This is a genomic window from uncultured Corynebacterium sp., assembly GCF_902782855.1.
Classification (GTDB): domain Bacteria; phylum Actinomycetota; class Actinomycetes; order Mycobacteriales; family Mycobacteriaceae; genus Corynebacterium.
The window spans coordinates 1-12345 of the sequence record NZ_CACZOO010000333.1 but is presented as its reverse complement, the minus strand read 5'-3'; the positions used below and the strand labels follow the sequence as shown (position 1 = coordinate 12345).

11 protein-coding genes and 1 riboswitch are annotated in these 12345 nt (G+C 68.8%); of the genes, 6 read left to right on the top strand and 5 right to left on the bottom strand.

The features are described from left to right. Nucleotides 1-739: phosphatase PAP2 family protein (locus QZV72_RS13600; RefSeq protein WP_297009179.1), on the bottom strand; the 739-nt coding region annotated here is incomplete at its 3' end. Nucleotides 740-874: 135 nt separating this feature from the next. Further along, entirely contained in the window at nucleotides 875-1672 is a 798-nt protein-coding gene (locus QZV72_RS13595) for a nicotinamide mononucleotide transporter family protein (RefSeq protein ID WP_297009177.1), read from the bottom strand. 9 nt (nucleotides 1673-1681) lie between these two features. Further along, a riboswitch (FMN riboswitch) is annotated at nucleotides 1682-1814 on the bottom strand. A gap of 102 nt (nucleotides 1815-1916) precedes the next feature. Between QZV72_RS13595 and QZV72_RS13590 the strand changes: the two genes are divergently transcribed. Beyond that, nucleotides 1917-2726 (top strand): DUF1648 domain-containing protein, encoded by an 810-nt coding sequence (locus tag QZV72_RS13590; protein WP_297009175.1) that lies wholly within the window; start codon nucleotides 1917-1919, stop codon nucleotides 2724-2726. Between the two features lie 22 nt (nucleotides 2727-2748). On the opposite strand, the gene QZV72_RS13585 is transcribed toward QZV72_RS13590, so the two are convergent. Both QZV72_RS13585 and QZV72_RS13580 read right to left on the bottom strand, forming a co-directional pair. Continuing rightward, complete coding sequence (locus QZV72_RS13585) at nucleotides 2749-3474, bottom strand: TetR/AcrR family transcriptional regulator (RefSeq protein WP_297009173.1); 726 nt, start codon at nucleotides 3472-3474, stop codon at nucleotides 2749-2751. Beyond that, a complete protein-coding gene (locus tag QZV72_RS13580; RefSeq protein ID WP_297009171.1) occupies nucleotides 3467-5923 on the bottom strand; it encodes an MMPL family transporter in 2457 nt (818 codons plus the stop codon). The genes QZV72_RS13585 and QZV72_RS13580 overlap by 8 nt, the downstream gene beginning before the upstream one ends. 118 nt (nucleotides 5924-6041) lie before the next feature. Here QZV72_RS13580 and QZV72_RS13575 point away from each other — a divergent pair, with 118 nt between their 5' ends. Genes QZV72_RS13575 through QZV72_RS13555 form a run of 5 tightly spaced genes read left to right on the top strand, consistent with a single transcriptional unit; the run spans nucleotide 6042 to nucleotide 10451 of the window. Beyond that, the gene (locus QZV72_RS13575) at nucleotides 6042-6719 is read left to right on the top strand and encodes a hypothetical protein (protein ID WP_297009169.1); all 678 of its coding nucleotides are present in this window, start codon (nucleotides 6042-6044) and stop codon (nucleotides 6717-6719) included. A gap of 52 nt (nucleotides 6720-6771) precedes the next feature. After that, complete coding sequence (locus QZV72_RS13570; protein ID WP_297009167.1) at nucleotides 6772-7575, top strand: SDR family oxidoreductase; 804 nt, start codon at nucleotides 6772-6774, stop codon at nucleotides 7573-7575. Continuing rightward, nucleotides 7568-8707: an isochorismate synthase MenF gene (locus QZV72_RS13565; RefSeq protein WP_297009166.1), complete on the top strand. Its 1140-nt coding sequence runs from the start codon at nucleotides 7568-7570 to the stop codon at nucleotides 8705-8707. Before QZV72_RS13570 ends, QZV72_RS13565 begins: the two co-directional genes overlap by 8 nt. Next, the gene (locus QZV72_RS13560) at nucleotides 8688-9326 is read left to right on the top strand and encodes an isochorismatase family protein (RefSeq protein WP_297009165.1); all 639 of its coding nucleotides are present in this window, start codon (nucleotides 8688-8690) and stop codon (nucleotides 9324-9326) included. The genes QZV72_RS13565 and QZV72_RS13560 overlap by 20 nt, the downstream gene beginning before the upstream one ends. 9 nt (nucleotides 9327-9335) lie before the next feature. After that, a complete protein-coding gene (locus QZV72_RS13555; RefSeq protein WP_297009163.1) occupies nucleotides 9336-10451 on the top strand; it encodes an enterochelin esterase domain-containing protein in 1116 nt (371 codons plus the stop codon). Here QZV72_RS13555 and QZV72_RS13550 read toward each other — a convergent pair. After that, nucleotides 10448-12133: a peptide chain release factor 3 gene (locus tag QZV72_RS13550; protein WP_297009162.1), complete on the bottom strand. Its 1686-nt coding sequence runs from the start codon at nucleotides 12131-12133 to the stop codon at nucleotides 10448-10450. The two genes, QZV72_RS13555 and QZV72_RS13550, sit on opposite strands and share 4 nt — an antisense overlap. Between the last annotated feature and the right edge of the window lie 212 nt (nucleotides 12134-12345).

Here is a 12345-nt window from a genome sequence, read left to right as displayed (position 1 = left end):
GGTTCGCCGTGCCCATCACCACGAAGTAGGTGAGCACCGGGTACAGGGCACCGAGGACCCGGACGATCTGGTTCTTCGTGTAGAGCACGATGACGACACCGCAGAAGGTCGCCCAGGCGCAGTGCAGGGACGGCATGGCGGCGAACTGGTTGGAGATGTTGTCGGAGGCCGGGGTGCCGGATTCCGGCCACCAGCCCCAGGACCCGGTCTTCGCCATGATGTCCACGAAGCCCTCGTTGGCGAACATGCGCGGTGGTGCGGTAGGCAGCGTGTAGAAGCCGATGAGCGCGAGACAGGTCGTCAGGACGAGAATCGTGCTGGTGAAACGGTAATGGCGGTGATGCCTGACGTACATCCACACCAGGGTTCCCGGCGTCACCACGAAATGCAGGGAGGCGTAGACGACCGCGGCCACCGCGGCCACCGAGGGCGTGTTGTCCAGGAAGCTGTTGAGCCCCCGCTCCCAGGCCAGGCCGAACCTGTCCTCGACATCGAGTATCCACCGGCCGTTGGCGAAGGCCCGGTCCTCGACATCGTGGACACCGTTGCGGATCAGCGAGTAGACGGCGTAGATGCCGTAGATCATCGCGATCTCGAACCACCAGCGCGGTTTGACCAGGTAATTGAGAATCCGGACGGGCAGCCCGGTGAGCCGGACGGTGGAGGTGACCGACGGAACTCCGTCGGACGCCGATCCGCCGGTCACGGCCACGGCGCTGTCGTCGCCGGCATTTCTCATGGTTGTCACTAGCGGGCTTCCTCCTCCACCTGGCGGTCCGCGACGAGGAGGCCTACGGAGCCGATCATTCTTCCCCAAGCACCCTACGGCAGTCCGCGTGACATATCCAGTACACGGGGAGTTCACGACGGTGTGTCAGCAGTGGTGACCGGCACTCACATCGTCACGTGCTGAACCGGGGGAAACGCTCTCCGCGTCCGCCGGGGGCCCTTCGACACGCTGCCGGGCCAGGGTCTCGTGCTGTACCCTCACCCACACCACGAAGCCCCAGATGACGAATGCCGCATAGACGAGGTAGAGCACCGCACTGGGGTAGTAGCCCGCGGAGAACAGCAGGGGGACGCCGACCAGGTCGACCGCGATCCAGATGAGCCAGAACTCGGTCCAGCCACGGGCCATGCCGAGGGTGGCGAGCAGGGAACCGGTGAAGATCCAGGCGTCCGACCAGGGCCCCCAGGAACCCAGGGCCGAGAAGACCCAGGCGAATCCGCAGGTGCCGACCACGGCGACGACGGCCATGAAGACCCGTTCCCTCGCCGAGGCCCAGTGCGGCTGCACGGCCTCGTAGGTGGTCGCAGGTTCAGTGATGATGGAGCGTGAGGGGTCGGTGCGCTCCGGCTCCCTCATCCCGGCACGCTTCGCCCTGCGCCACTGCCACCAGCCGTAGGTGCTGACGATGAGGAACATGACCTGCCGTCCGGCCTGGCCGTACAGGTCGAGATCCTGCGGGGTGTGGAAGACCCCGCCGAGAAACACCGTGAACAGAAGAACATTGCCGATGATGCCCACCGGCCATGCCCAGACGACCCGGCGCATGCCGCCGATCGCTGAGGCGATGCCGAAGCCGTTGCCGATGATCTCGCGCCAGAGGATGGCGGTGTCGCCGATCGTCCACTGTGCGTCGAGAAGTGAAGTGAGTACTGATCCGGACATGGGGTGTCCAGCCTTTCTCTCCCGTCCGGACTGTGACCGTCGGCTCCGGAATCACACCGGATCTGCTTGACCCACCTGGTGGAGGTGGCGCTCGCGGGCTCTCACCGCCGGTGGGGACTTCCACCCCGCCCTGAGAATGCTTACAGAGGTCACAGTACACCGCGGCGCAGGCTGCGCCAGTGGAAAACCCGGGTTGAAAAGAAGTCCCGGGCAGAAGGGCGCCGTGGCCCGATATCCTGTGGACATGCCTGCCGGACAGCTCCACGCCACGACGGAACCCTATACACGGGAACAGCGTCAGCAGGATGCCGCCGCCCACCCGGCGGTCAGCGTCCGGTGGTGGTTCTGGCCGCTCGTGCTCCTGCCCCCGGTCCTCGCCGCGGTGGCGCTGTGGGCGTTCTTCGACGACATCCCCGACCCGATGCCCACCCACTGGGGTTTCAGCGGGGAACCGGACGCATGGAAACCGAGATCGATGGGGACACTGCTGTTCCAGCTGCTGCCGGCGCCGGGCATCTGCGTATTCACCCTGGTGCTGACCTCGGGCTTCCTCTGGTTCCAGTCCTCGGCCATCTTCGAACGCGGCGGGGCGAAGACCAGGACGGACGCCCTGCGCTCCTGGCATGAGTGGGCTGTCATGGCTCCGGCGCTCGGCTGGTTCTGTACCGGCCTCAGCGTCTCACTCACCGTGATGATGGTCGGCAGCTACGGGCCGTGGGGCTGGCTGCAGGGGCACTCCGGCTGGCTGATGGGGGCCGGAATGTCCGGCATCATCGCCACCACCGTGTGGTTGCTTGTGGTGATGACGCGGCGGGGCCGGGAGCTTGAGGAAAAATACCCCCACTCCGACGGCAGACGCCGGAAGTGGGGGATGTTCGTCGAGATCACGCAGGGCCCGGACCGGGACAAGGTGATGATCGACAACGGCAACGGGTCGAACTTCACCGTCAACGTGGCCACGAAGACCGGGCGGGTCATCGCGGTCGGGACGCTCGTGCTGCTCATCGGCAGCGGCGTCCTGCTTGCGGCGGTGGGGATCGCCGCGGTCGTCTGATCTGCGGACCACCCGGACCGGTCTACCCGGCGAAGCCCGACCCCAGCAGGGTGAATCCCTCGTCGAGGATGTCGCGGGGGTCCCGGTCGTCTCCACTGTGCAGCGACGCCCACGGCGGCAGGACGCAGTCACCGCTGGAGCGGTCGCGGGCACGGTGGTCGGCTTCCACGGCGATCGCCCCGGCGGCGAGTGAGGAGATCATGAGCAGTGTCATCGCCTGTCGGGACAGCGCGTGTCCCGGCCGCCGGTACAGTGTCTCCAGCAGGCCGTCGCCGAGACGCAGGACGCGCTGCTTGTCCGCCGGACCCGTCGTCAGTCCCAGATGGTCCCCGATGGACATGAGATTGAGCAGGGAACCGGGGTTGAGCGGATCGGCGGGGTCTGTTGGCCCGGTATCAGGCCCGGCATCAGACCCGGTATCAGGCCCGGCATCAGGCCCGGCACCGAGCCGGACGGCGATGAGCCGGTGCATCGTCTCCAACGGGTGCTCTCCCCTCGGAGCCTGCTCCACCTGACGCCGCCATTCCTCGAGGGTGTCCTCGATGAAGGTGAGCAGGGCGTCCTCCCGACGTGGGAAGTAGTTGTGGAAGGTCCGGGTGGAGACCCCGGCACGACCGGCGATGGCGGCGACGGTCATCCCGTCGCTGCCCTCGGAGAGCAGCAGTTCGGCGGCGGCCCGGGACAGGGCGCGCCGGGTCTCCTCCTTCTTCTGCTCCCGCAGGGAGGGCTGCGGCGCCTCGCTAGTCATCGGACTTCCCGGAGCCTGAGTCGTCGGCGCCCAGGGAGACCTTGTCCTCCTGCGCGTCTTTCGCGGCCGCCGGGTCAGCGAGCCCGGTCAGGCCCTCGCCTTCGACGTCGACCTTCGGGATGATCCTGTCGAGCCACTTCGGCAGCTTCCAGGCACGGTCGCCGAGAAGGAAGAGCACGGCGGGGACGATGGTCATGCGGACCACGAAGGCGTCGATGAGCACGGCCATGGCCAGGGCGGAACCCATCACGGCGATGAACGGCTCGTCCATGAGGATGAATGCGGAGAACACCGAGATCATGATCAGCGCTGCGGCAGTGACTACGCGGGCACCGTGCTTGAAGCCGTTGGAGACGGCGTTGCCGGCGGTCTTGCCGTGGACGTAGCCTTCGCGCATGCGTGTCACCAGGAACACCTGGTAGTCCATCGCCAGGCCGAAGACGATGCCGATGAGCATGATCGGCAGGAAGGAGATGATCGGCTGTGGGTCGTTGGTGACCCCGAGCCAGCCCCACTGCCAGATCGCCACGGTGACACCGAAGGTGGCGGCGACCGAGAGAGCGAAGCCGAAGGCGGCGATCAGCGGCACCCACAGGGAGCGGAAGACGATCACCAGCAGGACGAAGGCGAGAACCACGACAATCGCGATGTAAGGGATGAGCACCTCGGAGAGGCGGTCGGAGATGTCGTCGAAGATCGGGGTGACACCGGTGACGGTGTAGGAGCCGTCGACCTGGCTGCTGAAGTTCGACTCGGCGTCGCGGAGGGCCTGCAGGGTCTCCGAGGTGGCCTCGTCGTTGGCGCCGCTGGTCGGGGTGACGAGGACCTGGGCGGCGGAGCCGTCCTCGGTCATCTGGGTGATCTGGGCGTTCTCGACACCCTCGACCTGGCTGATCTCCTGGACCGCGGCACCGAAGGCGGCCTGGGCCTTCTTCGGGTCATCGGTACCGGATTTCACCAGGGCGATCATCGGCGCGTTGCGGCCGGGGCCGAAGTCCTCGGTGATCCACTCGGCAGCGGTACGCTGCGGGCTTCCCAGCTTGGCGGAGTCGTCGGTGGGCATGGCGAGCTTCAGGCCGAGGGCGGGGATCGCCAGGACGACCAGCAGCAGGATGGCGCTGACGGAGAAGATGACGGGGCGCTTGCGGATCTGGCGCACCCACTTCAGGCCCATGGTGGGCTTGTCGTCCTCGGGGTCCGGGGCCTTGACGACCGGCGCGCGGCCGGCGAAGGACTTCGTGCCGAAGGCACCGAGGATCGCCGGGAGCAGGGTGATCGCCACGAGCACCGCAATGATCACGGTGAAGGCGGCGGCCAGGGCCATGGCGGTGAGGAAGGGGATGTTGATGATCGACAGGGCAGCCAGGGCGATGATGACCGTCAGACCGGCGAAGCAGACCGCGGACCCGGCCTTGCCGACGGCGAGGCCGGCGAGGTGTGCGCGTTCGCGGTGGCTGGTGCCCTTGATCGCCTGTGCGAGTTCCTTCGGCGTCATGTTGTTGCCGCCCGCGAAGGCGACCAGCTCATTCCTGAACCTGGACACGATGAACAGGGCGTAGTCGATGCCGACGGCGAGACCGATCATGGACGCCAGGGTGGGCGTCATGCTGTTGATGTCGCTGGTCAGCGCGGTGGCCGCCATGATCAGCATGATGCCGGTGCCGACCCCGATGATCGCGGTGAGCAGCGGCAGGCCCGCGGCGACGAAGGAGCCGAAGGTGATGATGAGGATGATGGCGGCGACGGCGATGCCGATGAGCTCGGCGGTGAAGCCGATCTCGGACATCTGGAAGACGTTGCCGTTGTAGGAGACCTCCAGGTTGTCGGTGGAGGCGTTGTCGAGGACCTCGGTGACGGACTCCTTGTCGGCGGCGTCGACGTCCATGGCGGTGTCGCCGTGGAAGAGGACGGAGATGGTGCCGGTGCGGCCGTCAGCGGAGAGCGGGGAGACGGCGGCGAGGTCGGCCTCGACGGAGGCGGTGGCCTCGGCCTCGCTGAGCCCCTGCGCCTCCAGGGCGGGGAGTTCCGCCTCGGTCATCTGCTGCTCCATGCCGGCGGCGGCGGTGACCGGGTCGAGGATGACCGGGGTCTCCGTGCCGTCGGGGCCGCTCTGTTCCTGGACGAGGCTGTTCTCCCCGCGCAGTTCCGTGATGAGTTTGTCGAGATCGGCCTTGGTGGCAGCGTCGGTGAGGGAGCCGCCCTCGGGGGCGCGGACGACGACGGTGCCGCTCGGGGCCTCTGTCTCGTCACCCTGGCCCGGGAAGAGCTCGCCCATCTCCTCCATGGTCTCCACGGATTCGAGGCCCGGGATGGAGAAGGACATCGAGGTCGACTTCATCATGGTGGCCGCGGCGGTGCCCGCACCGACCATGATGAGCAGCCAGACGGCGATGAACCGCCATCGGTACATGTATGCGGATCGTCCGACCCGGTAGAGGAATTTAGCCATGGCGGCGATTATTGCATGGCATGTGCAATCTTGCACCTCGGCTGCATAACTATGGTCTTAACACTGTCTGTCGCCGGGGGAACGGCTGGAACCGGAGGTGGCCTGTAGGCTGTCCTGCGTGCTGCACGTGATGTCCTACGCCCTGGTCGACACCCTCAATGTCCTGTTGATCGGTGTCATCGTCGCCGTCGGTGTCATGCTTCCTGTCGTGTCCGCCGGCGGCCGTCGCGGCGCCTACGCCCGCATCGCCACACTACTGGTCCTGGGGGACTGGCTCGGCGTCCTGGCGCTCGCACTGCTGTCCCTCCTCGTCTTCGACGGCATCGGGGACGCCGTGGGCACCTTCGTCGACTCGCCGGTCTTCGGCATCCTGCTCGTGGCCACCGGATGGTTGATCGGTTTCACTGCACTGGTCGGGAAAGGGGACAGCTCCGCTCTCGTCGAGCGGATCCTCGGTCCGTTGCGGACGCCCACCATCGCGACTCTCGGCACCGGTGTCGTCCTCGGCCTGGTGCAGTCGGTGACCTCCGGGCCGTTCTTCGCGGGAATCCTCGTCATGAGCGCCGGGGACTTCACCGTCGCGACCCGCTACCTCGGCATGGTCGGCTACGCCAGTGTCGCACTGAGTCTCCCGTTCCTGACCGCGCTGGCGGTCGGCTACGTTCGGGTGCGGCCGGCGTCCTGGGTGGGGCGGCAGTTCGCCCGGATGCGGGAGAACAGTGTCGCGGTGGCCCGTACCGCCGGGGTGCTGGCGGCTGTGATGCTCATGGTGCTCGGGGCGGCGCACTTCCTGTGATGTCGTTCACGGGGTTGGTTGAGAGCCGGTCCATAAGTTAGCCTCACCTCTTGTGAGTGATGTTGCTGTAGTTACCGGCGCTGCCGGAGGCATGGGTGTCGCGGTGGCGCGACGTCTCCTCAGCCGTTCTGACCGCCCCGCCACCCTGATTCTCGCCGACCGTGACCCGGACGCCCTGGCGTCCACCGTCGACGACCTCGCAGCCTGTGCCCCCGCCACAGATATCCGTCCCGTGACCTGCGACGTCTCTGACGAAGACGCCGTCGCAGCCCTCTTCGCCGTGGCAGCCGCGGCGGGCCGGGTGACCCGCGTCATCCACGGCGCCGGCGTCCTCGGCCCCGGTGCCACCGTCGCGGAGACCGACCTCGGCGGCTTCGACCGCGTCCTCGCGGTCAACACCCGCGGCACCTTCCTCGTCCTCCGGGCGGCGGCCCGCGTGATGGGGGAGCAGGGACCGGGGGAAGGTGCGGACCGGGCGGTCACCGTCATCGCCTCCAACGCGGCCGGCGTCCCCCGCCACGGCATGGGCGTCTACGCGGCCTCCAAGGCTGCGGCCTCGGCACTCACCCGCAGCCTCGGCCTGGAGGTCGCCGGCGAGGGGATCCGCTGCAACGTCGTGAACCCGGGGTCCACCGATACGGCGATGCAGCGGGACTATTGGGGGGACGACGCCGAGGCCGGGCGCGCCCGCGTCCTCGGCGGTGATCTCGCCACCGCCCGTCTCGGCATCCCGCTCGGCCGGATCGCGACCGCCGACGACGTCGCGGAGGTTGTCGTCTTCCTCTCGTCCCCGGAGGCGCGGCACGTCGTGCTCCAGGAGATCTACGTCGACGGAGGAGCCACACTCCATGCCTGATCCCGCACCGCTCGAGCCGCTGTCCACCGCCCGGCGCGGCGACTTCACCTTCCGTCGCGGGAGCACCGGACTGCACGTACCCTCCGGGCGGCTCAGTCCGGTCGAGGACCGGGCGCCGGGCAGCACCGTCGTCGGCGCCCTGCCCTTCGACCACCGCACCGGCACCGGCGACCGGCTCTTCGCCACCGACCTGTCGCTGACCCCGGGGCGTCTCGTCGTCGGCCCCGATCACAGGTACAGCGGCGACGGTGTCCACCCGGTCGCCGTCGACCCCGGTGTCGGGGACGTCTACACCGGTGCGGTCCGTTCCGCACTCGACGCCATGACGGCGGAGTCCGGTCTCGACAAGGTCGTCCTCGGTCGGGCCGTGCGCGCCATCCTGGACCGGCGACCGGAGTGGGAGTCCCTGCTGCGCCGGCTGACCGTCCGCAACCGCAACGCCTGGGTGTTCTCCGTGCCGCTCGGCGGGGCCCGTGCCTTCCTCGGTGCCAGCCCGGAACTGCTGCTGTCGCGCCGCGGTGACCGGATTGTCAGCCATCCGCTGGCGGGGTCGGTGCCCCGCAGTGACGACCCGGTGACGGACCGGCGCCGCGCCGAACACCTCACCGGGTCACCGAAGGACCTCCACGAGCACGCCTTCGTCGTCGACATGATCGCCGGGACCCTCGCCCCGTGGTGTGTGGAACTCGAGGTCCCGGACGCCCCGGAGCTGCTCGCCACCGACAAGATGTGGCATCTCGGCAGCCGGATCACCGGCCGGTTGCGGAACGCCGCCGCCGACGGCACCGATGCCCTGTCGCTGGCCCGCCTGCTGCATCCCACCCCCGCGGTGGCGGGCGTGCCGACCGTCGACGCGATGGACCGGATCCACGCCCTCGAGCCGGCCGACCGCCGCTACTTCGCCGGGACCGCCGGATGGTGCGGCGCCGACGGTGACGGTGACTGGGTCGTCTCCATCCGTGCCGCGGAGTTCGACGGTGACAGGGTGACCGCCTGGGCCGGCGCCGGCATCGTCGACGGCTCTGACCCGGATGCGGAGTTCACCGAGACCGGCGCGAAACTGCGCACCATCCTCGAGGGGCTGGGCATCGTCCCCGCGAAGGAGTTCACCGGTGGCAACCGACCTGCCTGACCTCATCTCCTACGACATCCCCGTCGATCTGCCGGACGCGGTCGTCGACTGGACCCCGGACGCTTCCCGCTGCGCCCTGCTCATCCACGACATGCAGCGGCACTTCCTGAAGCCCTTCGACCCGGCCACCGAACCTCTCACCACCCTGGTACAGAACACCGTCACACTGGCGGAGTGGGCCCGTGAAACGGGGATACCGGTGTTCTACACCGCCCAGCCCGCCGACCAGCCGCCGGAGAGACGCGCCCTGCTCAACGACTACTGGGGCCCGGGCCTCACCGGGGACCGGGAGGGGGCGGAGATCATCGACGGGCTCACCCCCGTCGGCGGTGACCGGGTGCTCACCAAGTGGCGCTACTCGGCCTACGCCTACACCGACTTCGCGGAGCAGTTGACGGAGCTGGGTCGCGACCAGCTGGTCATCACCGGCGTGTACGCCTCCATCGGTTGTGCGGTGACCGCCGTCGAGTCCTTCATGGGCGGGGTGCAGCCCTTCCTCGTCGCCGACGCCGTGGGGGACTTCTCGCGTGAGGAGCACCGGCTGGCGTGCCGGTGGACCGGACGGCGCGCCGGGGTGGTGCTCGACACGGACTCGGTCCTGCGGTACTGGGCCGGTTAGGCTGGGCCGGTGCTGATCACGTTCCACTGGACCCCCTCCGCCGGATCACCGGAGGTCGACCGCGTCCTCCTCCACATCACGGCGGTCCACGACCACCACCACCCGGATCTGCACCGGATGAGCCGGGTCACCGGGCCTGACGGGGGCCGGTGGGAGTCCACCCTGGAGGTGCCCGACGACCTCGTGGCGTCGTACCGGATCATGCCGGTGACCGCGGATCTCGCCACCGAACTGGATGCGGAGCCCGACAGCCGCCTGCGTTGGATGACGGTGGTCCGGCAGACCGTGCCGCATGTGCTCGACCATCCGGCGTGGCGTCCGGCGGCGTTCTCCGAGGGGTTCGGTGAGGCGTCGGGACGCCTGGTCATGCCGGATGCCCCGGAACAGGCAGGGTGGGGCGCCGTGGAGAACGCGGACGGTACGGCCGTCACTGACTGGGCGGAGACCACGGTCAACGGCAGGACGTTGTGGACCGCCGACCTTCCCGGCGCGGACCACGTGCTGCTCATCAGTGACGGCCGGAACTGGTCGCGGACCGCTCTGCCCGCCGCGCTGCGTCGGCTCCATGAGGAAGGACGCCTGCCGGAGGTCGGTGTCGTCGCCGTGGACACCGCCGAGGGACGCTACGGGCTGCTCACCCGGTCCGCGGAGTACCGGGGACTCATCGCCGACCGGGTGGTCCCGTGGGCGTGGGCGCAGGTCGGTCGGCGAGCTGACCCGCGGCGCACCGTCGTCTCCGGGGAGAGCCTCGGCGGGCTGGCCGCGCTGGATGTCGTGCTCACCAGGCCGGACGTCGCGGCCCTCGCTGTGTGCACCTCGGGATCGTTCTGGTACCCCGCCTGGAACTCGGAGCAGGTGGGTGGGGAGGTTGCCGCGGAGATCCTGGACCGGGCCGCCGCCGGCACCCTGCCGGACATCCGCGTCCACCTCAGCGCCGGAACCGGGGAAGGGCGCCCCGGGTCGGGGCGCTCGACCATGGCCGACCACTCGACCGCGGTGTTCGACGCCCTGGCGGCCGGCGGCGTCCCCGCCACCCTCGAGATCTCCACCCACGGTCACGAGATGGCGGGGTGGACCGGGGCGCTGACCCGCGGTCTGGTCGAGCTGTCGGGAGAAACCAGCTAGTCGGCGACCAGGGGCTCCATGGTGAGCTCCGGGTGCTCCTTCTCCACGAAGGCGAGCTTCCACTTGTCACCGAACAGGGCGATGAGTTCACCGTCGGTGCGGGTGAAGATCTCCACACCACGCTGGCGTCCCAGCTCCGGGGCACTGGCGGCGTCGGTGCGGCGGGCGACCTGGTAGGGGATCGGTTCGGTGACGGTCTCCACGTTGTACTCGCCGGCCATCCGGGCCTGCATGACCTCGAACTGCATCGGGCCGACCGCTGCCATCACCGGGTTCGCGTCACCGCGGGCGTCGTTGCGCAGGATCTGCACCACACCCTCGGAGTCGAGCTGGTCGAGGGCCTTGCGGAACTGCTTGTACTTGCCGAGGGTCCTGGCGCGCAGCGTCCGGAAATTCTCCGGGGCGAACTGCGGCATCGGACGGAACTGGACCTTGCGTCCGGCGTAGATCGTGTCACCGGGGGCGAGTGAGCCGGCGTTGACCAGGCCGACGATGTCGCCGGGGTAGGCGTCCTCCACGGTCGTGCGGTCACGGCCGAAGACGGTCAGCGCGTATTTCGTGGAGAAGGCGCGGCCGGACTGGGCGTGGGTGACCTGCATTCCGCGCTGGAAGCGTCCGGAGACGACGCGCATGAATGCGAGCTTGTCGCGGTGGTGGGTGTCCATACCGGCCTGGACCTTGAAGACCACGCCGGAGAACGCCTCGTCGATGTCGCGGACCTTCTCCACCGCCGCACCGCCGGAGGCGGCGGCCGCCTCGACGACCTTCGGGTCGGACTCGCGCGGGCCGGGCTCCGGTGCCAGGGCGCACAGCGTGTCGAGGATCTGGTGGACGCCGAAGTTCAGCATCGCCGAGGCGAAGATCAGCGGGGAGGTGGTGCAGTCGAGGAAGAGCTCCTGGTCGTGGACCGCACCGTCGGCGGCGAGCAGTTCGGCCTCCTCGGCGGCGGTGGCCCAGGTGCCGTCCTCGCGCTCCAGCGCCTCACCGGGGGAGTAGTGCTCCTCCGGGGCGATGGAGGACCCGCCGGCGGTGCGCAGGAACCGGATGTACTCCTCCGGCTCGCCCTCGGCCGACAGTTTCGCCAGGCCGCGGAAGTCCCCGGCCTCACCGACCGGCCAGTACAGCGGGGTGGGCTGCAGGCCGATCTCGGTGACGATCTCGTCGACGAGCTCCAGCGGCTCCTTGCCGGGCCGGTCCCACTTGTTGATCACCGTGATGATCGGCAGGCCACGGGCTTTGCACACCCGGAACAGCTTGAGGGTCTGCGGCTCCAGGCCTTTGGCGCCGTCGACGAGCATCACGGCGGCGTCCACGGCGGTGAGCACCCGGTAGGTGTCCTCCGAGAAGTCGGCGTGGCCGGGGGTGTCCACCAGGTTGATCATGTACGGCTCGCCGGTGTGGCCCGCGGGCGCGTACTCGAACTGCAGGGCGGAGGAGGCGACCGAGATGCCGCGGTCCTTCTCCATCTCCATCCAGTCGGAGACGGTGGACTTGCGCCCGGCCTTGCCGTGGACCGCACCGGCCTCGTTGATGACGTGGGCGTGCAGCGCCAGGGCCTCGGTCAGCGTCGACTTACCGGCGTCGGGGTGGGCGATGACGGCGAAGGTGCGGCGGCGGTGTGCCTCGGCCTTCACCTCGGTGGCGGCGGGGGCGGTACTGGCGGAGCTGACGGTATCTGACACGGGTGGATACCTTACCTTCTCCCTCCCCCTGCCGAACCATCGTGGGTTCCGGGCGATCGGAGCGGCGAGTGCTTCGGCGTTTGTTGACGGCTCCTGAGCCACCGGGTGAAACGGATGAGTACCCAGACAGTGACCAGTGCCAGGACAACGACTACGACCGTCCAAAAGGCGTCGTACGGTTGAATCCAGGAGTCGCCGTCGGTGCTGTTCTG